Here is a 23,323-nt window from a genome sequence, read left to right on the forward strand (position 1 = left end):
CATGTCTGGCTGGTTAAATCAATTGCAATCACTGTTAGGGCAGAAAACATCGCCATCCGGCGAGCAGGGGCTAAGCAAACTGCTGGTCCCCGGGGCGCTCGGCGGGCTGGCGGGCCTGCTGGTGGCGAATAAATCCTCGCGCAAGTTGCTGGCAAAATATGGCACCGGCGCGTTACTGGCCGGTGGCGGAGCCATTGCGGGCACGGTTCTGTGGAACAAATACAAGGACAGAGTACGAACCGCACATAGCGATGAACCCGATTATGGTCAGCACACGTCACCGTTGGATCTGCGCACTGAACGGCTGATCCTTGCGCTGGTTTTTGCCGCGAAAAGTGACGGGCATATCGACGATAAAGAACGGTCGGCGATTGAGCAGCAGCTGCGGGAGGCCGGTGTGGAAGAGCAGGGCAGAACGCTGGTGGCCCAGGCCATCGAACAGCCGCTGGATCCGCAGCGCCTTGCGCAAAGCGTAAAGAATGAGGAGGAGGCGCTTGAACTCTATTTCTTAAGCTGTGCCGCCATTGATATTGACCACTTTATGGAGCGCAGCTACCTCAATGCCCTCGGCGACGCGTTGAAGATTCCTCAGGACGTGCGCGACGGCATTGAGAAGGATATCAGGGAGCAAAAACAGGCGTTAGCGGGTTAACTGTCACCGTCGCGGTCATGTTTCGCTTGCATCATGCGCGTGTTTTGCCAACCTTATAGGGTGTAAAACTCAAAAGAAACATGACATGCCACCAAAAGCCCGACGTACTCCTTATGCGATCACCACGCATGGCGATACGCGCATTGACAATTATTACTGGCTTCGGGACGATTCGCGTTCCCGGCCAGAGGTGCTCGACTATTTGCACGCGGAAAATGACTATGGCCGCAAGGTCATGGCCAGCCAGCAGGCGCTTCAGGATCAGTTGCTGAATGAAATGGTGCAGCGTATTCCCCAGCGCGATGTCTCCGCACCCTGGACCAAAAACGGCTATCGTTATCGCCATATCTACGAGCCCGGTAACGAATATCCCATCTACCAGCGTCAGTCGGTGTTAAGCGCCGAGTGGGATGAATGGGATATTTTGCTGGATGCCAACCAGCGTGCTGCCCACAGCGAGTTTTATACGCTGGGCGGCATGTCGGTCTCGCCCGATAACGCCATTATGGCGCTGGCGGAAGATTACCTCTCCCGGCGTCAGTACGGCCTGCGTTTTCGCAATCTGGAAACCGGTAACTGGTACCCGGAGATGATTGCGAACGTTTCGCCGGATTTTGTCTGGGCGAATGATTCTGAAACCGTCTACTACGTGAAGAAACATGCCTCCACGCTGCTGCCTTATCAGGTATGGCGTCATACCGTCGGCACCAGTGCGGATGATGACGAGCTGGTCTACGAAGAGAAAGATGAAACGTTCTATGTCAGTCTGCATAAAACGTCGTCACGCCACTATGTGATTATCTTCCTCGCCAGCGCAACCACCTCTGAAGTTCTGCTCCTTGATGCCGAGCTGCCTGATGCGCAGCCGCTCTGCTTCCTGCCGCGTCGTAAAGATCATGAGTACAGCCTGGATCACTTCCAGCACAGCTTTTACCTGCGCTCTAACCGCGAGGGCAAAAACTTTGGCCTCTATAAAACCAAAGTACGCGATGAACGGAAATGGGAAGTGCTCATTCCTGCGCGGGAACAGGTGATGCTCGAAGGATTTACCCTCTTTACCGACTGGCTGGTGGTGGAAGAGCGCCAGCGGGGGCTGACCAGCCTGCGGCAAATTAACCGCAAAACGCGGGAGGTCATCGGGATTGCGTTTGACGATCCGGCCTATGTTACGTGGATTGGGTTTAATCCCGAGCCGGAATCGTCCCGCTTGCGCTATGGCTACTCGTCAATGACCACGCCGGATACGCTGTTTGAGCTGGACATGGAGACCGGACAACGTCAGGTGCTTAAGCAGTCTGAGGTAAAAGGGTTTGATTCCGATAACTACCGAAGCGAACACCTGTGGGTCACCGCCCGGGATGGCGTTGAGGTGCCCGTCTCGCTCGTCTATCACAAGGCGCATTTCCAGAAAGGGAAAAACCCGATCCTGGTCTACGGGTATGGATCCTACGGCTCAAGCATGGATGCCGATTTCAGCAGCAGCAGATTAAGCCTGCTCGATCGTGGCTTTGTTTTCGCCATCGCCCACGTGCGCGGTGGCGGCGAGCTGGGCCAGCACTGGTACGAAGACGGGAAATTCCTGAAGAAGAAAAACACCTTTAACGACTACCTCGACGTCTGCGATGCGCTAATAGAGCAGGGTTATGGCGATCCGCAGCTCTGCTTTGGCATGGGCGGCAGTGCGGGAGGGCTGCTGATGGGGGCGGCCATTAACCAGCGTCCTGACCGCTTCAAAGGGGTCATCGCGCAGGTTCCGTTTGTCGACGTGGTAACCACGATGCTGGATGAGTCTATTCCGCTGACGACCGGTGAGTTTGAAGAGTGGGGGAATCCTCAGGACGAGATCTATTACCGCTACATGAAAGAGTACAGCCCGTACGATAACGTGGAAGCTAAAGCCTATCCGCACATGCTGGTGACCACCGGTCTGCACGATTCACAGGTGCAATACTGGGAGCCCGCAAAGTGGGTGGCGAAGCTGCGGGAGCTGAAAACCGATAATAACCTGCTGCTACTCTGTACCGACATGGACTCCGGACACGGCGGGAAATCGGGACGATTCAAATCGTATGAAGGGGTCGCGCTGGAGTATGCCTTTTTGATTGGCCTGGCGCAGGAAACGCTGCCAGGCCGTGCCGGAAGTTAAGCTTCGCCCAGATAGTGCTTGAGCGTTAAGCGAAGCTCCGGGCTCATTTTGTCGAGGTTGTTATACAGCCAGCGCAGGTAGCCCGGATCTTTATCGGCGATATCGGACACCGCTTTGCCGCGGTATTTGCCAAAGGTGAAAGTGGTCAGCAGCGCCGGTCGCCCGGTGATCGTCGCCATATCATCTGGCGTCCAGCCAGAGGTATTCATAATGTCTATGAGTAGCGCCGCGGTGATATAGCAGTCGTACAGGGCGCGGTGATGATGCAGCCCCTCGGGCGTTCTGACGCTGAGCTTACGCGATTTATACAGCGCCATATTGCTGTATTTGATCCCCGGCCACAGTCGACGCGCCAGCTTCATGGTGCAAATCCATTCGCCGGGCATCTCGGGCAGTACCCGGCGGTCAAAGCTGGCGTTGTGCGCGACATACCACGGGCTGCCGTAATAGTGCGGAATGACCTCTTCAATCCAGGGTTTATCCGCCACCATCGATTCTGTAATGCGATGAATGGCCATCGCTTGCGGGCTAATCGGGCGGTCGGGACGCACCAGATGGCTCATGGGATTGACGATTTTACCGTCAATGACGTCAACAGACGCCACTTCCACTATTCCGCCCTGAAGATCGCAAGTTTCGGTATCGATGACGCGCAGCATTTAACGCTCCTGAGCTAAAACGCTTAGCCTAAAGGAATGATATCGCCTTGCCAACCCTGTCGGCCCAGAGATCCGGTCAATAATAGTTCGCCCTTATCCGCACGGACAATCAGCTGGCCTTTTTCATCCCACAGCGCGCTACCGCCACGGGCGTTCGCCATTAACACGGCAATGGCATACCTGTGCGCGAAGCGCTGCAACGTGTTGATGGACTGGCGCCAGCGGGTATCGCCCACCGACTGACAGCTGGTGAACAGCGTCGCCTGCGGATCCAGATTGGGGGAATCGGCATGCGTATCAACAATCGTCAGCTGTTTATCTCCCGGCACCAGGCTGGCTCCGCTTCCCTGGGGGTAGCGCAGGATGCTGTGCCGGGACGGCGAAAACAGGGCGAGGCCCTTTACGCGCTGACCATTCAGATCAAGGGGCAGACCAGCAATGATGGTGATCCGGTAACGCTTTGCGGCAGCCAGCAAGGGGGCCAGCTGTGCGTCATCGGGTGGGGGAGGTAGGTCCGTCCTTCCCGATCCTGTTAACGAGAGTTCAGGAAAGACCAGGAGATCGCACCGCTGTTGTGCCGCTTCCGCAACGAAACGGAGATGGTGCGCTACGTGGTCATTTACACTGTGATGCTGCCCGGCATACTGGGCGGCGGCAATATTCCATTGTGACATCGTGACTTCCTTATACACAGAGTCGCAGGATTTAAGAATACACCTAAACTAATCAGGGTTTTCTTATCCTGGCATATTCCGCGTAAGGAAGTGTAACGAGTCGTTAAGCTTATTTAACTTTAGGTTCGTACGGCAAACGAGAGAGATTGACCGACGCGAGTCGGTGCGCAATCAAACGCTCGCGGAACCAGTCACGCAGATGGGCGGGTTGCTCACGTTCCACCACCTCAGCCACGATTGGCATGTTGTAACGCTCTTTAAACGCGACACCTGCGGCAGCGAGATCGACATTCACTTTATCCATCTCGTCCTGAGGAAGGGCAGCCAGATTGATCTTCATTACCTTCTCCTTTTTATGCGGCGGCAACGTTACCGCGATTGCACGATGATGACAAGCGGAGGTGGGATGATCCTCGACTCGATTATTATACAGCGTTATTCTTTAGCATACAGGCATAACAAAAAGGAATGATTGCGATGGGTTTATCCGCTGCCCGCGCGGTATGCGCGCTGGCTTTTCTCTTCTCTTCCGTTACAGCGACCCCGGTGCTGGCGCATGCGCACCTCCAGCAACAAATCCCGGCAGCCGATAGCCAGGTAACGGCTCCTCAGGCGCTTACCCTGAATTTTTCCGAAGGCATTGAACCCGGATTCAGCGGTGTCGTGGTGAAGGATGCACAGGGGAACGTGGTTAAAACCGGTGATATACAGCGTGACGAGCAGAATAAGGCCCAGTTTAATGTTCCGCTGGAGCAGACGCTGGTGACCGGCACGTACCAGGTTGACTGGCATGTGGTCTCGGTAGATGGTCACAAAACCAAAGGCAGCTATCGCTTCAGCGTGAAATAATATGCTGGCCTTCATCTACGTGGGGTTGCGCTTTATCCATTTCGGCGCGCTGATGCTGATTTTTGGTAATGCGCTGTATAGCGTCTGGTTCGCGCCGTCTTCTTTGTACCGTCTGATGTCCTGTCGTTTTCAGGTGCAGCAGCAGATTGCGGCGCTGGTCAGTCTGACGTCAGCCATGCTGATGTTCATGATCCAGGCGGGGCTCATGGGCAACGGCTGGGGAGACGTGTTTAACCCGAACGTCTGGCAGAGCGTGCTGGCAACGCAGTTTGGTAGCGTGTGGCTGTGGCAAATTATCCTGGGCGTAATTGCGGCCTGTGTCGCCTGGCTTGCGCCTCAGAAAGGATCGCGACTCTTGCTGCTCGCCATGGGGCAATTTGTCCTGCTGGCAGGCGTAGGACATGCGGCAATGAACGACGGTGCAGCGGGGGCGTTGCAGCGTATCAATCACGCTCTGCATCTGCTCTGTGCCGCCACCTGGGTTGGCGGCCTCCTGCCGCTGCTGTATTGCATGCATCTGGCGAAAGGGCGCTGGCGGGTTGCGGCAATTTACACCATGATGCGCTTCTCTCGCGTGGGGCATTATGCCGTAGCGGGGGTAGTGCTTACCGGCGCGATCAATGGGCTCTTTATTCTGGGCATTACGGTGCCCTGGCAGACGGGCTACGTGCAACTATTGTTGTTCAAATGTGCGCTGGTGGCATTGATGGTGGTAATTGCGCTGGTGAATCGGTATTTTCTGGTGCCACGGTTTGGTGCCCACATCGGGCGCGAACAACAGATTTTTATCAGGATGACACAGGCAGAGGTGGTGCTGGGGGCGTTGGTGCTGGCAACGGTCAGCCTGTTCGCGACCTGGGAACCCTTTTAACAAGGTTAAAAAGCATATGAAAAAGACAGTACTTTCTCTCTTATTGTTGGCCTGCACGGGTAGCGCGCTGGCGGCACCGCAGGTTATTACCGTCAGCCGTTTTGAAGTGGGTAAGGATAAATGGGCGTTCAATCGTGAAGAGGTGATGCTGACCTGCCGTCCGGGTCATGCGCTGTATGCCATCAACCCAAGCACGCTGGTGCAATACCCGTTAAACGACGCGGCCGAACAGCAGGTCGCCAGCGGTAAGAGCAGCGGACAGCCCATCAGCGTTATCCAGATTGACGACCCGTCCAGCCCAGGGCAGAAAATGAGCCTGGCGCCGTTTATCGAACGCGCTGACAAGCTCTGCTAGCTTTCGGTTTCCAGTAAAAAAAAACCGCAGTGGCTTGCGAAAGCACTGCGGTTTTTCATATTTATTGATGTTTTGACGCTTTTTTTCCGGCCGCTTTAGCTGTGGACTGGAAAACCTGGCGTCGTCATCTATTCTTAAAAGGCAAGGCGACTTAGCCTGCATTAATGCCAACTTTTAGCGCACGGCTCTCTCCCAAGAGCCATTTCCCTGGACCGAATACAGGAATCGTATTCGGTCTCTTTTTATCTGATTGAAAGTAACGACAAAATCCACTTATCGACTCTCTCAGAAGGGACAGTTCCAGTGAACCGCCTTCAACCATACCACACTACGGCAGGCGGAAGTCCAGCCCTTTTTGACGGTTTTGTTAAATTTTTGTATGTGGTTGGCAAAAGCAAGACGCAGGGTTAAAAGCGGGCGTTAATGGCCGTTTTAATTTCATCAAGCAGCTCAAAGCGGCGGCGATATTCTGCCCGTTTCTTACTGGCAATCTCGTCCAGGGATTTGCGCGCCATCTCAAGTGGCAACTGCCAGCAGAAGGTCGAGCGTTTCTTACCGTCCAGGGTTTCCCAAAACTCATCGTAGCTGGCGTGGAAATGACGGCCTTTGCTCAGGCGATAACGCAACGCGCGGAAAACATGGCCCTCATCACTGACGGCATAGATGGCGCGGATGTTTGACTGTGCGACCAGCTGGAAAATCACTTCCATCAGTACGCGTTTTGGGAACAGACCGTGGCAGGCGCGGGTAGCCTGTTTTATCACATCGCGCGTGACGCCACGGCGAGGCCCCTGAAGACCGCCGATCACCAGTACCCGTTGTCCCGCGCTGTGCGCAACAGTGAAGGTCAGGCTTGCGAGCAAGGTATTCTCGTCATCGCGCAGCCACAGTGTGCTTTCACCTTCGCGCTCGGCTTTGTGAGCGGAGGAGGCGTTGACGGTATAGAGCACCTCATTTTTAGCCCTGAACTGCACGACAGGTTGCTCCTGAGGGCTGGTCAGCGCATGGGCGAGTAAGGGGTCTTTCAGACCATCAATCCAGTGGTAGTGGCTGACGATCGCGTCAGCACGGTCGCCGGCATTCAGGCTGCGCATCAAGTACTGCCGGTGGGTTTTACTGGGTAACGTGATTTGCGCGGCCAGCAGCCGATCGAAGTCATCCCGGCCAGAGAGTGCCTCAAGCATGCGTCGGGTAGAAGACCAGAACAGAAGCGAGCGTAACAGGAATTTCAGCCGATACTCACGCTTTTTCCAGATGGGGCCCGGAACGCATCTTCCGTTGACCAGGTCGGAAATAATATGTGTACGATGCGGATAGAGCACATCGTTATGCAGGTGAGTATTGGACACGTTGAAACCTCTCTTTTATTTAGCGCTTATTTTAAAGGCCCGATAAAAAGGGATTAATAGCGCGGGAAGGTTTATTTCCGTTTGGTTTAGCGTTTGTTTGGCTTTGTGATGCCCGGCGCTGATATTTGCATTTTCTGATGCGGCTATACTTATTCAGGGAGGCCTTATGTATCAGCGAATCGATGGTGGAAAGTGGCGTCACGTCTGGGTTGTGAGCGATATACACGGTTGCTATCAGTGGCTGTTGGACGAACTGAAACGCCGCCGTTTTAATCCTTATGAGGATTTGCTGATCTCCGTTGGGGATTTGATTGATCGTGGCCCTGACAGCGTTAAGTGCCTGCAACTGATCAATGAAAAATGGTTTCGCGCAGTCCGGGGGAACCATGAGCAAATGGCAATCGACAGCGTGGAAAATAACGACTTTGCGCTCTGGTTGATGAATGGTGGAAGCTGGTTTTCGCAGCTTGGTGATTCGCAACAGCAGCAGGCGCTGACCCTGTTAGAAGCGTGCCGACAGTTGCCGCTGATTATTGAGATAACCTGCACAAACGGCCTGAATGTTATTGCTCATGCTGACTATCCGGCAGCGGAATATCGCTGGCAGCAGCCGGTGAGCGCTGAGCGGGTGCTGTGGGATCGGGATCGGCTAATGGGGTTTATGGCAGGAAAAGGGCAGGGAATTCGCGGAGCGGATCACTTCTGGTTTGGTCATACGCCGCTGGATAAGCGATATGATTTTGACAACCTGCACTACATTGATACCGGCGCGGTGTTTGACGGCTATTTCACGCTGGCGCAGCTGCAGTAATAAATAACCCGCCTTCGGGCGGGTTCTCTCTGGTCAGGCAAGACGCATGACCCAGGCATCGGTTTTACTATCGTAATGCTCGCGGTAAAGGACGGAATGTTCGCCATCAAGGATTGCCGGAACGCTGGTGTCGGCATCCCAGGCATCCAGTTGCATACACAAATCCGGGTCGGATTTGCAGGGAATACTTAACGTTCGTTCGCCCTGTGTTTCGCCGCGCAATTCTGCGTCGTCGATTTCAAAAGCGCCAATTCGCACGCTGGTTTTCGTCATAATGCTCTCCGGGTGTGTTGTCAAAATCTGGTATGACCAGTACAGCCATCCATTTTTGATCGTAGACAAGGAGAGCAAAATCGCCAGTAAAAAAGTGCGCTTTTTTTAGTCGGCGCGATCGTTACCGGTAAACAGGCGACCATCGCGCACCAGTTCGCGTGGATAGCTGTTTTTCAGACGCGAACCCACTTTCTTTGCCAGTCCCAGCGGGTATCCCTGGTACGTCACCACAACGTCATCCTGAGAAGGGGCCGTTTCCGGATAGACATCGCGCCCCCGGTACCACTCTTCAGCTTCCTGATGCGTCAACGCGAAGGTGTTAGCCGTGCCGGCAAGGGCAATGACCGCCTCGTGCTGCCAGCGATAGCCCTTGTTATGCACTTCCGCCAGGCGGATCCCGATTCGGGAAAAACGAACTTTGCCGATAAGCGGTTCGATGTTCGCCGGGAAAAGCCAAATCTCTTTATCGCGCTGCCAGAGGTGAAGATCGTCATTCCAGTTCAGTCCGGCTATGCGGGCTGCGGTGGTGACCTGCTCTGCTTCACGGCTCTTCAGCGGTGTGAAGGGGAAATTACCGACCTTAAATGTTGGCGCGGGCAGTGGTGTGATGGCGGCAGTTTTACGCAGACGGGCGACAAAAAAACCTTCGCAGTCATAAATCTGCGGGAATACGTGGAGGAAACCTTCCGGGGTGATGGCGTCTTCAGCCGAGGCAAATAAGTCATTCAGTGGCAGAAACTCAACCGCATCGGGGTATTGCGCTTTCAGCCACAGGCAGACGTCTTCGTTTTCATCACGGTTTAACGTGCAGGTGGAATAAACCAGCGTACCGCCTGGACGAAGGGCATGAAACGCGCTGTCGATCAGTTCGCGCTGCGTTGCGGCAATGTCGAGGTTGCTTTCAACTGACCAGTTTTTTAGCGCATCGGGATCTTTGCGTACCACGCCTTCACCGGAGCAGGGAGCGTCCAGCAGTATGGCGTCAAACGCTTCCGGCAGGGCGGCGCCAAACACGCGTCCGTCGAAATGCGTCAGGGCAACATTCTGAATGCCGCAGCGGCTGATGTTGGCATGCAGCACCTTCACGCGGCTGGCTGAAAACTCATTGGCGAGAATGGCCCCGCGGTTAGCCATGCGGGCGGCAATCTGCGTGGTTTTTGAACCGGGGGCGGCAGCCACATCCATGACCCGTTCAGGCGCGTTGCCATCGGCAAACAGCGCTGCAACCGGCAGCATTGAGCTGGCTTCCTGAATATAAAACAGACCGCTCAAATGCTCGGCGGTACTGCCCAGCGGCAGTGACGCCTCGTCCTCCCGTTCGATCCAGAAACCCTCTTCACACCACGGAACGGGCGTGAGCTGCCAGTGGTAAGGTGATACCAGCGCAAGGAAATCCGCGACGCTGATTTTCAGCGTGTTGACGCGAATACTCCGGCGTAACGGTCGCTGACAGGCGGCGATAAAATCGTCTAACGAGAGGTGAGAAGGAAGCGCCTCGCGCATCTGCGCCAGGAATTGTTCAGGAAGATATACGGAGTTTTGAGCCACGGGCACACCACAGGGAAAAGTTCAGGTGCGCAGTGTAACATAAAGGCTCCGGCGCGTTGACACCGGAGCCCTGAGATTAACGCGGCAGGGCGGTTCCCCACTCACGCCACTCTTTAGGTTCGCTTTCAAGCAGCAGGAAGTGTTTGCCCGGCTGTGCTTTCGGCGCCAGCGGTGTACCCGGCGGCGTGGCGAAAGCAATACCGCCGCGAATAAACTGGTTGAACGTACCGGTTTTCACCACGCCACCCGTCAGGCCGAAGTCCAGCGAATAGCCGGAGGCCAGCCAGAACACCGAGTTATTCCGTACCAGATGCTGGTAACGATCGCTGATGCGTAACGCCACCATCACGCGGTCGGAGAGCGTGCCGAGCGTCAGGCCGGTCACCGTTCCCACTTCAATACCGCGGAACAGAACTGGCGTGCCGATGCTAAGCGAGCCGGCTTCCGGTACCTCCACCACAATGCTCAGACCATCAAGATAGCGCGAGTCGGTGATGGTGGCTTCCTGCAGTTCAAAATCACGACGCGCGTTACCACGGCCAGGCTCGACGTTGATATACGGCTGCAGGATGGTGTCGAGATGCTCAACGCCCGCGGCCGAGATTTGCGGCGTCACCACGGAGAAACGCGTGCCTGAACGGGCGAACGTCTGCACATATTCCGGATAAAGCACTGCGGTGGCCTGCACTTCATTGCGGGCGGTGATCAGCGTCAGCTTCTGGATCTGTCCGATATCAATGCCCAGGTAGCGGATGGGCATTCCTTCCGCCAGCTTCCCGGCATCAAAGGCGTGCAGGGTAATCTGCCCGCCAACCGCACGTGCAGCGGTTTCAGACGGGAAGAGGATACGCTTGTCACCCTTGCGCATATTGCCGCCCGCGCCGGGCAGATTATCGAAGCTGATCGCCCCGCGCAGCGCGCGAGAGAGCGGGGAGGCCTGCACGGTCAGCCCGCTACCGTTAAGCTGAACTTTTGCGCCACCTTCCGCCCAGAAGACGCTGTTCGGGGTAAGCAGTTTGCGATACTCTGGCTTGATGTGCAGTTCAATATCAAAGGCGTCTGCACGAGGGCGAACGGTAATGACCTCCCCAACTTCAAATTTGCGATACAGCACGACCGAGCCTGCCTGAACGTCCGGCAGCGTTTCCGCACTCAGCGTCAGCGTGGTGGTCGGCAGATCGCTCATGCTGTTTTCAATCGCTTTATCCAGATTGGCATACAGCGGATAGCTGTCGTGGACAGGACCTTTGCTGCCCGGCAGGATGCGGATCCCGCCGTTTACCCACTCGCTCGCACTGGCTCCGAGGAATTCAACGCCGTCCAGCCCGACCTTCACGTCAACGCGGCTGTTAACCACAAATTTGCTGTCGCCATGCACCAGATTGCTGTATTGCGGATCGATTGCGGCGGAGAAGCTCACACCGTTTTCCGACAGCGACCGCTCCAGCACCTGACCTACCTGTACACCGTGTAAGATCAGCGGCTGACCGGCTTCGATACCGTAACTTTCCGGCGCGTTCAGCGTTATTGTCACCACGCCGGGTTTTTGCAGCAGGGCTTTATCCGCCGGGGCAACCACAAAGGTGTTGCTGGGCTGGCCTTCGCCGGGGATCAACTCGAAGGTACTGCCTGTCAGGAGGCTGCTGATGCTGGCATCACTCAGGGACAGTTTCGGGCTGCGCATTTCGATACGCGTTTTCTCGCGCAGAAGATCTACCACGCTTGGGTCAACCGTCATCTCCCCGGTTACGGAACCGCCCGGATTGAGCGTCATTTTGGTGAGCTGACCGACCTCCAGCCCCTGATACATCAGTGGCGTAGAACCGGCTTTTAACCCTTTGGCATCGGGCAGGGCAAGTTTGACGATCACGCCACGCTGGCTGTGCGCCAGGTCGGCATACAGACCGAACGTGTCATCTGCGGCGGCAGGGCTGGAATTTTCCGGGGAGTCAAAGGCAATGGCACCATTGACCAGCGCGGCCAGACTTTCAAGCTTCACTTTCGCACCGCTGAGACTTAGGTCAGCGTCCACGCCGGAAACGTTCCAGAAACGGCTGCCTTTTTTCACCAGATTGGTAAAGCGACGCTCGATTAACACATCGATAGTCACCCCCTGCTTGTTGGGGTTGATGGCGTAATCGTACACCCGGCCCACCGGGATTTTACGGAAGTACACCAGCGAGCCGCTGTTGAGTGACCCTAAGTCCGGCGCCTGCAGGTGGATCATCAGATCCCCGTTATTGAGACGATATTTGGGCTGCGTATCAAGCGCCACAAAGTGATCCTGTGGCTCACCTTTACCCGGCATCATACCGATATAGTTCCCGCCAACCAGCGCATCCAGACCGGACACCCCGGCCAGAGAGGCCTTTGGCGTGACCAGCCAGAACTGTGTTTCGCTGCGCAGCGCATCCTGCATATCGGATTTGATGCTGGCCCGCACCTGAATCTTATTCAGCCCTTTTCCAAGGGAGATGTCCTGGACGGTACCGACTTCCACCCCCTGGAAACGCACCGGGGTACGTCCGGCCACAATGCCGTCGGCAGACTGGAAATCAATGGTGATGGTACTTCCGCGATCTTCATAGCTCGTCCAGATAAGCCAGCCTGCAATCATCAGGGCGATGACAGGCAGCAACCAGAATGGCGAAATGCGGCGTTTTGTTTTAATTCTCGCTTCAGTCGGCGAAGCGGGGGTTTCCTGACTCATGTGCATCCCAAAGTAAGCGGCTATCCAGCCATTCCACAGCAAGAATAGTCAATATCACCGCAGAGCCGAAATAAAAAGCTGCGGGTCCCATTGTAAAAGCAAGTAGCTGGTCGCGGTTAATCAGCGACATCATCAACGAAATCACGAACAGATCCAACATCGACCAGCGGCCAATCCAGGTAACGAAGCGCAGGAGCAGGATACGGGTACGTAAGCCTTGCTCACATTTAAAGTGAATGCTGATGAGCAGGGTAAACATCACCACCACTTTGGTAAACGGCACCAGAATACTGGCGATAAACACAATTGCCGCCACGCCAATATTACTGTGCGCAAGGGAGATAATGCCCGAGAGGATGGTATCCTCCTGCCGCCCGCCATTCACGTAAATAATCGATATCGGCAACATGTTGGCAGGAAGCAGGAATATCAACGAGGCGATGAGGGCGGCCCAGCATTTTTGCAGGCTGTTGTTGCGCCGCAGTCGCAAGGGAATATGGCAGCGTGGGCAGCGGCCGCGCGCATCGGGCAGCCCGGTGTAGTGGCAGCCCAGACAGACCCGGAGATTCTCGTCCGGGCGCGTGGCGGGGCGCTGCGGGTAAAATCGCTCCCAGAGCTGCTCAACGTTGAGATGGATCAGCGTCAGGATACTGAGCAATACCAGACAGATAAAAGCAAAGAGGCCGACGCCCGGTTGCAGAAACGCGTAGTCCTGCACTTTTATGGAGGCCACGCCAACGCCCACCAGATAGATATCCAGCATCACCCACTCTTTGAGTTTATCGAGCATCAGCAACACCGGACGCAGGTTCATGCCGAGAATATTACCGAACCAGAGATACGCAATGGCGGCGACCAGCACCAGCGGTGCACCAACGGTGCAGAAAAGCACCATGGCTGCAGTCACCGGATCGCCCTGGCGCGTCATCTGCCAGATCCCCTGTAGCACGTTGGCATCAATGCGCACGCCGAGCAGGTAGAGCTTCAGCAGCGGCTCGCTCCAGGCAAAGGGCATCAACAGCAGCATGGTGACCGCCATGGCGGCGAGACGGGTTAATGACCAGTCGCGGCCGTCACGAATTTTGGCGTCGCAGCAGGGACAAAAGGCGCTTTGATGCGATTTCATCTTCGGCAACATAAAAAGCGTATCGCACTGGGGGCAACGCTGATAATGTGCACGAGGCAAAGCTGCGCTTACCGTATGGACAGTTATCTTTTTTGTCGGCGTGATTTTGGTTGTTTTTAAGGCCATCAGTTGCGCACAAATAGGTATTGTTGAAAGTTATAATAACTCATGAATGGATTCATCTTGAGCATGAGCGCATTTAATGCTTATTTTAATAGGCTATGCGGTAATTTTGTAAGACAACTAAGTGATTGAAGAATGAACAAAACAGAATTCTACGCGGATCTGAACCGCGATTTTAAGGCATTGATGGCGGGTGAAACCAGCTTCTTAGCCACTCTGGCAAATACTAGCGCATTGCTGTTTGAACGTCTCTCTGACGTGAACTGGGCCGGTTTTTATCTTCTGGAAGGTGAAACGCTGGTGCTGGGGCCGTTTCAGGGCAAACTGGCCTGCGTGCGCATTCCGGTAGGCCGGGGTGTCTGCGGCACGGCAGTCGCCGAGAATCAGGTACAGCGTGTGGAGGATGTGCATGCGTTTGACGGGCACATTGCCTGTGATGCCGCCAGTAATTCTGAAATCGTGCTGCCGCTGGTGGTAAAAAATCAGATTATTGGCGTTCTGGACATCGACAGTACGGTCTTCAGTCGCTTTACAATCGAGGACGAACAGGGGCTGCGCGAGCTGGTGGCGAATCTGGAAAACGTTCTTGCAGCAACCGATTATCAAAAATTCTTTGCGAGCGTCGCAGGATAATCAACGGATAACGTAGCATTTACTGATAGCGTCATTATAATGACGCCTGTTCATGCCTGCGCTTGTTGGCAACGTCCGTTGTAATCAGGAAATTTCATGGAAAATCAACCTAAGTTGAATAGCAGTAAAGAAGTTATCGCATTTCTGGCCGAGCGTTTCCCACAGTGCTTCAGCGCTGAAGGCGAAGCTCGTCCCCTGAAAGTCGGTATTTTTCAGGATCTGGTAGCACGCGTTGAGGGGGAAATGAACCTCAGCAAAACTCAGCTGCGTTCCGCCTTACGTCTTTATACTTCGAGCTGGCGCTACCTGTACGGTATCAAACCGGGCGCGACTCGCGTGGATCTTGACGGCAACCCATGTGGTGAGCTGGACGAGCAGCACGTCGAGCATGCGCGTAAGCAGCTTGAAGAAGCCAAAGCACGCGTTCAGGCACAACGTGCAGAACAGCAGGCGAAAAAACGTGAAGCCGCTGCGGCAAACGGCCAGGAAGAAGCGCCTCGTCGTGAGCGTAAACCGCGTCCTGCACCGCGTCGCACCGAAAATAACGATCGCAAACCGCGTGCTGACAAACCAGCAGCTAAAGCCCCGCGCGCGCCTCGTGAAGAGCAGCGCCACACTCCGGTTTCAGACATCAACGCCCTGAGCGTCGGTCAGGCACTGAAGGTAAAAGCGGGTAACAATGCAATGGACGCCACCGTTATGGAAATCACCAAAGATGGCGTTCGTGTACAGCTGACTTCTGGTATGTCAATGATTGTACGCGCAGAACACTTGTTGTTCTGAAACGGAGGCCAAGCCTGGCATGAACACTTTTTTTAAGCTCACCGCGCTGGCGGGCCTGTTTGCCATAACAGGCCATGCTTTCGCAGTGGACGATATTACGCGTGTTGATCAAATTCCGGTTCTCAAGGAAGAGACGCAGCACGCGACGGTGAGCGAGCGTGTGACGTCACGCTTCACCCGTTCGCACTATCGTCAGTTCGATCTCGATCAGGCCTTTTCGGCCAAAATCTTCGACCGCTATCTGAACTTGCTGGATTACAGCCATAACGTACTGCTCGCCAGCGATGTCGAGCAGTTCGCCAAACGTAAATCCGACGTCGGTGATGAGCTGCGTTCCGGCAAGCTGGATCTGTTCTACGATCTGTATAATCTGGCACAAAAGCGCCGCTTTGAACGTTATCAATATGCGCTGAAAGTGCTGGAACGTCCGATGGACTTCACCGGCAACGACACCTTTAATCTGGACCGCAGCAAAGCGCCCTGGCCGAAAGACGAAGCCGAGTTGAACGCCCTGTGGGACAGCAAAGTGAAGTACGACGAACTGAGTCTCAAGCTCACTGGCAAAGATGAGAAAGAGATCCGTGACACGCTGACGCGCCGTTACAAGTTTGCCATTCGTCGTCTGGCACAAACCAACAGCGAAGATGTTTTCTCGCTGGCAATGACTGCCTTTGCCCACGAAATCGACCCGCATACGAACTATCTCTCCCCGCGTAACACCGAACAGTTCAATACCGAAATGAGCCTGTCTCTGGAAGGTATCGGCGCGGTGCTGCAGATGGACGACGATTACACGGTGATCAACTCCATGGTTGCGGGTGGCCCGGCATCAAAAAGCAAAGCGATAAGCGTAGGCGATCGCATTGTCGGTGTAGGCCAAACCGGGCAGAACATGGTTGATGTCATCGGCTGGCGTCTGGACGATGTGGTTGCGCTGATCAAAGGTCCGAAAGGCAGCAAAGTTCGTCTTGAAATTCTGCCTGCCGGGAAAGGCACCAAAACCCGTATCGTAACCCTGACCCGCGAGCGTATTCGTCTTGAAGACCGCGCGGTGAAAATGTCGGTGAAAACCGTTGGTAAAGAGAAGGTGGGTGTACTTGATATCCCTGGCTTCTACGTAGGGCTGACCGATGACGTAAAAGTGCAGCTGCAGAAGCTTGAGAAGCAGAACGTCAGCAGCGTGATCATCGATCTGCGCAGCAACGGCGGTGGTGCACTGACAGAAGCTGTCTCTCTGTCTGGCCTGTTTATCCCGTCTGGTCCGGTCGTGCAGGTGCGCGATAACAACGGTAAAGTGCGTGAAGATGCCGACAATGATGGCGTGGTTTACTACAAAGGCCCGCTGGTGGTGCTGGTCGATCGCTTCAGTGCGTCAGCGTCAGAAATCTTTGCCGCTGCAATGCAGGACTATGGTCGCGCGCTGATCGTGGGTGAGCCGACGTTCGGTAAAGGTACCGTGCAGCAGTATCGTTCCCTGAATCGTATTTACGATCAGATGCTGCGTCCGGAATGGCCTGCGCTGGGGTCTGTTCAGTACACCATTCAGAAATTCTATCGTGTGAACGGCGGCAGTACGCAGCGTAAGGGCGTGACGCCAGACATCATGATGCCGACAGGCACGGAAGAGACGGAAACCGGTGAGAAGTTTGAAGATAACGCGTTGCCGTGGGATAGCATCAATGCCGCGACTTACGTGAAAGCCGGTGATATGACCCAGTTTGGTCCGGAGCTACTGAAAGACCACAACGAACGCATCGCGAAAGATCCTGAATTCCAGTACATCATGAAGGACATTGCCCGCTTTAATGCCCTGAAAGAAAAACGGAATATTGTTTCTCTTAACTACGCTCAGCGTGAGAAAGAGAACAATGAGGATGACGCAACGCGTCTGGCGCGTATCAACGATCGCTTCAAACGTGAAGGTAAACCGTTGCTCAAGAAACTGGACGATCTGCCAAAAGATTACCAGGAGCCGGATCCGTACCTGGACGAGACGGTACATATCGCTCTTGACCTGGCGAAACTCGAAAAAGCCAGGCCCGCCGAGCAACCTGCTCCGGCAAAATAATCCCCAACAGGCACAAGAAATTGTGCCTGTTTCTTTTTGTTCTGCATCCTTCCGTCAGGCAGATTTCCAATTGTGTAAAGTTGTGTCTTTCTGGTGACTTACGCCCTTCGGATGCTTGAAAATAGCCACAATACCCATACGATGTGGGTAATCGCATAGTGCGTTTTGTTAAACTGAGGTTAAAAGAAAATTATGATGCGAATCGCGCTCTTCCTGCTCACCAACCTGGCGGTAATGGTGGTATTCGGGCTGGTGCTAAGCCTGACAGGAATTCAGTCGAGTAGCGTTCAGGGTCTGTTGATTATGGCGCTGCTGTTTGGTTTTGGTGGCTCTTTTATTTCACTTCTGATGTCGAAGTGGATGGCGCTGAAATCGGTAGGTGGTGAGGTCATTGAACAGCCGCGCAACGATATGGAGCAGTGGCTGATGAATACGGTGGCGCAGCAAGCTAAGCAGGCGGGGATCGCCATGCCGCAGGTTGCCATTTACCATGCGCCGGACATCAATGCCTTTGCTACGGGTGCCCGTCGCGATGCGTCGCTGGTTGCCGTAAGTACCGGGCTGCTGCAGAACATGAGCCGTGACGAAGCCGAAGCGGTTATCGCGCACGAAATCAGCCATATTGCGAACGGTGACATGGTAACCATGACGCTGATTCAGGGCGTGGTGAACACCTTTGTGATCTTTATTTCCCGTATTCTGGCGCAGATCGCCGCTGGCTTTATGGGTGGAAACCGCGATGAAGGTGAAGAGAGCAACGGTAACCCGCTGATCTACTTCGCGGTATCAATGGTTCTGGAACTGGTGTTCGGCATTCTGGCCAGCATCATCACCATGTGGTTCTCCCGTCACCGTGAATTCCATGCGGATGCCGGCTCTGCGAAACTGGTTGGTCGTGAGAAGATGATTGCTGCCCTGCAGCGTCTGAAAACCAGCTACGAGCCGCAGGAAGCAAACAGCATGATGGCATTCTGCATCAACGGTAAATCAAAATCGTTGAGCGAGCTGTTTATGTCTCACCCGCCGCTGGATAAACGTATTGAAGCGCTGCGCAGTGGGGAATACCTGAAGTAACGCTGAAGATGCAGTCTGAGCCGGGCGGAGGTAACTCCGCCCGGCTTTTTTTACGCCTGTACGCTGGGCTGCGTGACGCGCAGGCCGCTGACGATCGCGGCAAGTGTGGCAAGTGCGCCTGCGGTGAGGAGCGCAAGGTGATTACCATTCTGCCCGGCAAGGTTGAACATCAGGGCGACCAGTGCCGCACCGGTGCTTTGCCCCAGCAGGCGCGCGGTACCCAACATGCCACTGGCTCCTCCACTGCGGTGGCGCGGTGCGGAGGTGATAATGGTGTGGTTGTTCGGCGACTGGAACAGGCCAAAACCGGCACCGCAGAGGATCATGCGCCAGATAATATCCAGATCCGTAGGTTGCGAGGGAAGCAGCGCCAGCGCAAACAGACCCGCCGCCATGACTGCCAGCCCCAGCGCGCCCAGTAATCCGGCATGCACGCGCTCTATGAGATAACCTGCCAGCGGTGCCATCACCATCGTTGCCAGCGGCCATGGGGTCAGCAGCAGTCCAGTCTCCACTTCCGAACGTCCTATTACGCTCTGCAGGAAAAAGGGCAGAGAGACGAGGGCGAGCATCTGGGCGCAGAACGAACAGATGGAGGTGCATATTGAGAGCGAAAAAAGCGGAATACGCAGCAGATCCACCGGCAGTAACGGCACAGGTAAAGCGAGCTGACGGCGAACAAAGAAGTAGCCAATGATAAGCAGAGCAGCAACCTCTGCGACGGTCAGCAGGAGTGATTGACCCTGCGCAAAGCCGCTCAGGGCCGTAATCAACAGGCCAAAGGTCAGCGCATTCATCACCGCACTGGCGATATCAAAACGAGGCATGGTGCTTTTGGGGCCGTTCCCCGGCAGATAGCGCAGGGCAAAGAAAATGGCCACCATACCCAGCGGCACATTGATGGCGAACAACCATTGCCATGAGGCGACAGACAGTATAGCCGCCGCAATGGTGGGCCCGGCGGCCGAGGATACCGCCACAATAAAGGAGTTTATTCCCATTCCGCGCCCTAAATGGCGCTGAGGATAAATTAAGCGAATCAACGCGGTATTAACGCTCATCAACGCCGCGCCGCCAAAACCCTGCGCAATGCGGGCCAGCGTCAGCATATGCAGCGAATCAGAGAGGGCGCAGAACAGGGAGGTTAAGGTAAACACAACCAGACCGCACTGATACACCCGCCGGTAGCCGAACATATCACCCAGAAACGAGAACGAGAGCAGTGAGATCACGATCGCTATCTGATAAGCGTTAACAATCCAGATTGAGCTGGCGGGTGAGGCATGCAGATCGCTGGCAATGGTAGGCAGGGCAACATTGGCAATCGCGCCGTCGAGTACGGCCATTGAAATACCGATGATAATCGTAGCGATAGCGCCATACCGCTGGGGTAAAGGCAGGCCATCGGACAGTTTTTTTTCCATGTGGGATGAATAGCTCAGTGTGAAATTATTCTCAGGGTAACTATTTTAGCACTGTTACAACCGCTTTATGTCGCAGATTTGTAACGAAGTAAACGCGGATTGATTGCAGCAGGCATGACGGGAATTTATAATAAAAACCGGTTCTGATTTTTATAAAACACTCTCTATGAGGTGATGAATGGCAATTGCAGATTTGGATAAACAACCCGATTCTGTTTCTTCCGTGCTGAAGGTGTTTGGCATCCTGCAGGCGCTCGGAGAAGAGCGTGAAATTGGTATTACAGAATTGTCGCAGCGTGTGATGATGTCGAAAAGCACCGTTTATCGCTTTTTGCAAACCATGAAGTCACTGGGGTATGTCGCGCAGGAAGGCGAGTCTGAAAAATATTCTCTGACGCTGAAACTGTTCGAATTAGGTGCCCGTGCGCTGCAAAACGTTGACCTGGTGCGTAGTGCAGATATCCAGATGCGTGAGCTCTCTCGTCTGACCAAAGAAACCATTCACCTGGGTGCTCTGGATGAAGACAGCATTGTTTACATCCATAAAATTGACTCTATGTATAACCTGCGCATGTACTCTCGCATCGGGCGTCGCAATCCGTTATACAGCACGGCTATCGGCAAAGTTCTGCTGGCCTGGCGCGACCGTGAAGAAGTGAAGCAGATTCTGGATGGGGTGGAGTACAAACGCAGTACCCAGCGTACCATCACCAGTACGGACGAACTGCTGACGGTGCTTGATAAGGTACGTGAGCAGGGCTATGGCGAAGATAACGAAGAGCAGGAAGAAGGGCTGCGCTGCATTGGTGTGCCGGTATTTGACCGCTTTGGTGTGGTGATTGCGGGCTTGAGTATCTCCTTCCCGACGCTGCGCTTCTCAGAAGAGCGTCTGCATGAGTATGTTGCTATTCTTCATACCGCCGCGCGTAAGATTTCTGAGCAGATGGGCTATAACGCGTATCCGTTTTAACCCCTCTCAGCATAAAAAAACGCCGCAGACATTGCGGCGTTTTTTATCGGTCGTAAAAAAGGGTAATTAACCGTTATCAATGACGACGGAAGTTTTACGCAGGACCGGGCAGTTGGTTAACCCGATGATCCCGCTATCAGAATGCAGGTACTGGGCGGTGCTCATTCCCTGGGCGGTCAGGTATTTACACTGGATACCTAATCCAGCTGCGTTTTCGGTGCTCCCCACAAGCACGCCATATCCGGTTAATAAAAGGCCAATCCATACTACGGCCAGTGCAATAATTGTTCGAATGATTAAATGCATCATTGCCTCTTTATCTTTGTTGTCATGCCTCAAGACTAAACGGTTTACTCTATGAAACAAGTGCATGATTCTGAAAAGGGCTTACAGGCGTTACAGTTAGTCCTTGTTTAAGATAACCGTGATAACCTGTATGCAACAGGTGTTAAGACGGAGTGTGGAGTGAAAAAAATACGCTGGGTAATTCTGGTTATCGTGCTGATTGCATGCGTGGTGTTGTGGACGCAGACGATCAATGTGATGTGCGATCAGGATGTACAGTTTTTTAGCGGCGTTTGCGCAATCAATAAGTTTATTCCGTGGTAACAGGCATTTTTTCTTCAGGTGATTTCCTTCCTTCGCGCCAGTGGTAAAATGCGTGTTTTTATTGAGGTGGTGAAATGGGTGAGTTACTGAATTCAGGGCTGCTGAATATGGCATCCCCGATGGTTTCTGTCGTTGTTTTGCTGGTGGGACTTGTCATCTGGTTTTTCGTGAACCGTGCGAGCTCCCGGACGAACGAGCAGATCGAACTGCTGGAAGCGCTGCTCGATCAGCAAAAGCGTCAGAATGCGCTGTTACGCCGTCTGTGTGAGGCCAACGAACCGGAAGAGAAAGAGACGGCGAAAGAGGCTGCTGCGGAAGAGAGCGACGACAAAGACGACTTTATCCGTCTGGTGGCAGAGCGTTAATCTTTCTGACCTGGGAGGTGGTTGTGGTCTGGAAAAATCCCTGGTATGACGCCTCCCTGAAGCATCACACACCGAACGGTTTTCAGAATACCTGTCCCGTTGGGCATCAGCCCGGCGACCTTGAGCGCTGGCGTAAAGCGCGTAAAGAAGCCGGTTTGCCCAAACCTCCTGCGCTCGGTTATGACGACTTTATCCGCCAGTGGTGGCAGCCCGTGTCGCTTAATCAACCTCATGAAGATGGGGTATGGTGGCTGGGGCATGCGAGTATGCTGCTGCAAATGGACGGCAATACTCTTCTCACCGACCCGGTGTTTTCCCGACGCGCCTCTCCCGTACCGTTCCTGGGCCCCCTGCGCAGAACGCCTCCCGCTCTCTCAGTGGAACAACTCACGCAGCTTGATGCAGTGGTTATCTCCCACAATCATTACGATCACCTTGATGACGCGACCGTTCGCAGTATCCTGAAGCGCTTTCCCGATGTCAGTTTCTTCGTGCCGTTAGGACTTGCACAGTGGTTTCGCCGCCGGGGAGCAAGGCGCATCGTTGAGCTCGACTGGTGGCAGAGTATCACCTGGCAGGGGATAACCCTGACCGCCGTTCCGGCACAGCACTGGAGCATGCGAACATTCTGGAACCGCAATCGCTCTCTGTGGTGTGGCTGGGTCTTTGAGGGGCGACACCGCCGTTTCTGGTTTAGCGGCGATACGGGCTACTCTCCGGAGCTGCTTTTGATCCCGGAACGATTGGGCAAAATCGACGCCGCCGCGTTGCCCATTGGCGCCTATGCACCAAGATGGTTCATGGCGGTACACCATATGGATCCGCAATCTGCCGTCGCATTGCGGCAGCAGCTGGGAAGTCCCTTAGCCTTTCCCATTCACTGGGGCGTGTTTGAACTGGCGGATGAATCACTTGATGAACCAGTCAGAGAGTTAACTGACGCGCTTGTTAATTTAGCACCGGTTAATAATTCCTTCAGGATACTGAAAATTGGTGAATATTTATCCTTGTAAGCGAAGCGATGATTTGTTGCATATATTCTGCTATTAAAGCCACTATCTAATGTTTTATTTTTATCGAAACGTTTTGCTTGCCTTCTTTTGAGGCAGAGTCATAAAAATTTCATTATTTTGGTGCATAACATTTTTGACCTGCTCCCCGTTGATTAGTACACCCCGATGTTAGTAATGTCTTCATAAGCCACATGAGGACATCCCCATGAAGAAGCGTTTTTCCGACGAACAGATCATC

General features: G+C 54.3%; 24 protein-coding genes. 14 read left to right on the forward strand and 10 right to left on the reverse strand.

Annotation, left to right across the window (positions count from 1 at the left end; all coding sequences use genetic code 11):
* Window position 1: 1 nt before the first annotated feature.
* Together ACOTX3_RS22115 and ptrB are read left to right on the forward strand one after the other, a co-directional pair.
* Window positions 2-652 (forward strand): tellurite resistance TerB family protein, encoded by a 651-nt coding sequence (locus ACOTX3_RS22115; protein ID WP_057071813.1) that lies wholly within the window; start codon window positions 2-4, stop codon window positions 650-652.
* Window positions 653-737: 85 nt separating this feature from the next.
* Complete coding sequence (gene ptrB, locus ACOTX3_RS22120; protein WP_020690816.1) at window positions 738-2,798, forward strand: oligopeptidase B; 2,061 nt, start codon at window positions 738-740, stop codon at window positions 2,796-2,798.
* Here the strand turns inward: ptrB and exoX are convergent.
* The 3 genes from exoX to ACOTX3_RS22135 all read right to left on the reverse strand — a co-directional run bounded on the left by exoX (window position 2,795) and on the right by ACOTX3_RS22135 (window position 4,471).
* Window positions 2,795-3,457: an exodeoxyribonuclease X gene (gene exoX, locus ACOTX3_RS22125; RefSeq protein WP_013096100.1), complete on the reverse strand. Its 663-nt coding sequence runs from the start codon at window positions 3,455-3,457 to the stop codon at window positions 2,795-2,797. The genes ptrB and exoX overlap by 4 nt on opposite strands.
* 23 nt (window positions 3,458-3,480) lie before the next feature.
* Complete coding sequence (locus ACOTX3_RS22130; RefSeq protein WP_038419917.1) at window positions 3,481-4,131, reverse strand: carbon-nitrogen hydrolase family protein; 651 nt, start codon at window positions 4,129-4,131, stop codon at window positions 3,481-3,483.
* 109 nt (window positions 4,132-4,240) lie between these two features.
* On the reverse strand, window positions 4,241-4,471 hold the full coding sequence (locus ACOTX3_RS22135) for a DNA polymerase III subunit theta (RefSeq protein WP_013096102.1): 231 nt from the start codon (window positions 4,469-4,471) through the stop codon (window positions 4,241-4,243).
* 137 nt (window positions 4,472-4,608) lie between these two features.
* On the opposite strand from ACOTX3_RS22135, the gene yobA reads away from it, so the two are divergent.
* The 3 genes from yobA to ACOTX3_RS22150 are packed head-to-tail and all read left to right on the forward strand — an operon-like array spanning window position 4,609 to window position 6,206.
* Entirely contained in the window at window positions 4,609-4,980 is a 372-nt protein-coding gene (gene yobA, locus ACOTX3_RS22140; protein WP_047352446.1) for a CopC domain-containing protein YobA, read from the forward strand.
* Between the two features lies 1 nt (window position 4,981).
* Window positions 4,982-5,851: a copper homeostasis membrane protein CopD gene (gene copD, locus ACOTX3_RS22145; RefSeq protein WP_058678591.1), complete on the forward strand. Its 870-nt coding sequence runs from the start codon at window positions 4,982-4,984 to the stop codon at window positions 5,849-5,851.
* A gap of 16 nt (window positions 5,852-5,867) precedes the next feature.
* The gene (locus ACOTX3_RS22150) at window positions 5,868-6,206 is read left to right on the forward strand and encodes a YebY family protein (RefSeq protein ID WP_013096105.1); all 339 of its coding nucleotides are present in this window, start codon (window positions 5,868-5,870) and stop codon (window positions 6,204-6,206) included.
* A gap of 407 nt (window positions 6,207-6,613) precedes the next feature.
* Here the strand turns inward: ACOTX3_RS22150 and ACOTX3_RS22155 are convergent, their stop codons facing one another.
* Window positions 6,614-7,555, reverse strand: coding sequence for a VirK/YbjX family protein (locus tag ACOTX3_RS22155; RefSeq protein ID WP_058678592.1), 942 nt, complete (start codon window positions 7,553-7,555; stop codon window positions 6,614-6,616).
* Between the two features lie 166 nt (window positions 7,556-7,721).
* On the opposite strand from ACOTX3_RS22155, the gene pphA reads away from it, so the two are divergent.
* The gene (pphA, locus tag ACOTX3_RS22160) at window positions 7,722-8,366 is read left to right on the forward strand and encodes a protein-serine/threonine phosphatase (RefSeq protein ID WP_023620457.1); all 645 of its coding nucleotides are present in this window, start codon (window positions 7,722-7,724) and stop codon (window positions 8,364-8,366) included.
* A 33-nt stretch (window positions 8,367-8,399) separates the two neighbouring features.
* On the opposite strand, the gene ACOTX3_RS22165 is transcribed toward pphA, so the two are convergent.
* The 4 genes from ACOTX3_RS22165 to yebS all read right to left on the reverse strand — a co-directional run bounded on the left by ACOTX3_RS22165 (window position 8,400) and on the right by yebS (window position 14,149).
* On the reverse strand, window positions 8,400-8,639 hold the full coding sequence (locus ACOTX3_RS22165) for a YebV family protein (protein ID WP_013096113.1): 240 nt from the start codon (window positions 8,637-8,639) through the stop codon (window positions 8,400-8,402).
* Window positions 8,640-8,744: 105 nt separating this feature from the next.
* Window positions 8,745-10,187, reverse strand: coding sequence for a 16S rRNA (cytosine(1407)-C(5))-methyltransferase RsmF (gene rsmF, locus ACOTX3_RS22170; RefSeq protein WP_038419909.1), 1,443 nt, complete (start codon window positions 10,185-10,187; stop codon window positions 8,745-8,747).
* Between the two features lie 76 nt (window positions 10,188-10,263).
* A complete protein-coding gene (locus tag ACOTX3_RS22175; RefSeq protein ID WP_045294400.1) occupies window positions 10,264-12,897 on the reverse strand; it encodes a PqiB family protein in 2,634 nt (877 codons plus the stop codon).
* Window positions 12,866-14,149: a membrane integrity lipid transport subunit YebS gene (yebS, locus tag ACOTX3_RS22180; protein WP_058678594.1), complete on the reverse strand. Its 1,284-nt coding sequence runs from the start codon at window positions 14,147-14,149 to the stop codon at window positions 12,866-12,868. Before yebS ends, ACOTX3_RS22175 begins: the two co-directional genes overlap by 32 nt.
* A gap of 132 nt (window positions 14,150-14,281) precedes the next feature.
* On the opposite strand from yebS, the gene ACOTX3_RS22185 reads away from it, so the two are divergent.
* The 4 genes from ACOTX3_RS22185 (at window position 14,282) to htpX (ending at window position 18,704) form a co-directional block, all read left to right on the forward strand.
* On the forward strand, window positions 14,282-14,779 hold the full coding sequence (locus ACOTX3_RS22185) for a GAF domain-containing protein (protein WP_013096117.1): 498 nt from the start codon (window positions 14,282-14,284) through the stop codon (window positions 14,777-14,779).
* A 96-nt stretch (window positions 14,780-14,875) separates the two neighbouring features.
* A complete protein-coding gene (proQ, locus tag ACOTX3_RS22190; protein ID WP_020690828.1) occupies window positions 14,876-15,562 on the forward strand; it encodes an RNA chaperone ProQ in 687 nt (228 codons plus the stop codon).
* A gap of 19 nt (window positions 15,563-15,581) precedes the next feature.
* Window positions 15,582-17,630, forward strand: coding sequence for a carboxy terminal-processing peptidase (gene prc / locus ACOTX3_RS22195; protein ID WP_013096119.1), 2,049 nt, complete (start codon window positions 15,582-15,584; stop codon window positions 17,628-17,630).
* 192 nt (window positions 17,631-17,822) lie between these two features.
* The gene (gene htpX, locus ACOTX3_RS22200; protein WP_013096120.1) at window positions 17,823-18,704 is read left to right on the forward strand and encodes a protease HtpX; all 882 of its coding nucleotides are present in this window, start codon (window positions 17,823-17,825) and stop codon (window positions 18,702-18,704) included.
* A 50-nt stretch (window positions 18,705-18,754) separates the two neighbouring features.
* Here htpX and ACOTX3_RS22205 read toward each other — a convergent pair whose 3' ends face one another.
* Complete coding sequence (locus ACOTX3_RS22205; RefSeq protein WP_058680167.1) at window positions 18,755-20,128, reverse strand: MFS transporter; 1,374 nt, start codon at window positions 20,126-20,128, stop codon at window positions 18,755-18,757.
* Between the two features lie 178 nt (window positions 20,129-20,306).
* On the opposite strand from ACOTX3_RS22205, the gene kdgR reads away from it, so the two are divergent.
* Window positions 20,307-21,098 (forward strand): DNA-binding transcriptional regulator KdgR, encoded by a 792-nt coding sequence (gene kdgR, locus ACOTX3_RS22210; protein ID WP_013096122.1) that lies wholly within the window; start codon window positions 20,307-20,309, stop codon window positions 21,096-21,098.
* Between the two features lie 66 nt (window positions 21,099-21,164).
* Here the strand turns inward: kdgR and ACOTX3_RS22215 are convergent, their stop codons facing one another.
* Window positions 21,165-21,404: a YobH family protein gene (locus tag ACOTX3_RS22215; RefSeq protein WP_013096123.1), complete on the reverse strand. Its 240-nt coding sequence runs from the start codon at window positions 21,402-21,404 to the stop codon at window positions 21,165-21,167.
* Between the two features lie 159 nt (window positions 21,405-21,563).
* Here ACOTX3_RS22215 and mgrB point away from each other — a divergent pair, with 159 nt between their 5' ends.
* The 3 genes from mgrB (at window position 21,564) to ACOTX3_RS22230 (ending at window position 23,085) form a co-directional block, all read left to right on the forward strand.
* Complete coding sequence (gene mgrB / locus ACOTX3_RS22220; protein ID WP_013096124.1) at window positions 21,564-21,707, forward strand: PhoP/PhoQ regulator MgrB; 144 nt, start codon at window positions 21,564-21,566, stop codon at window positions 21,705-21,707.
* Between the two features lie 74 nt (window positions 21,708-21,781).
* Window positions 21,782-22,072: a YebO family protein gene (locus ACOTX3_RS22225; RefSeq protein WP_058678596.1), complete on the forward strand. Its 291-nt coding sequence runs from the start codon at window positions 21,782-21,784 to the stop codon at window positions 22,070-22,072.
* A gap of 23 nt (window positions 22,073-22,095) precedes the next feature.
* Window positions 22,096-23,085 carry an MBL fold metallo-hydrolase gene (locus ACOTX3_RS22230; protein ID WP_072205096.1) on the forward strand — a complete coding sequence of 330 codons (990 nt, stop codon included), beginning with the start codon at window positions 22,096-22,098 and terminating at the stop codon, window positions 23,083-23,085.
* The last annotated feature ends 238 nt before the right edge of the window (window positions 23,086-23,323 follow it).

It is taken from the genome of Enterobacter cloacae complex sp. IR5384 (genome assembly GCF_049237265.1).
GTDB classification, from domain to species: Bacteria; Pseudomonadota; Gammaproteobacteria; order Enterobacterales; family Enterobacteriaceae; genus Enterobacter; species Enterobacter cloacae.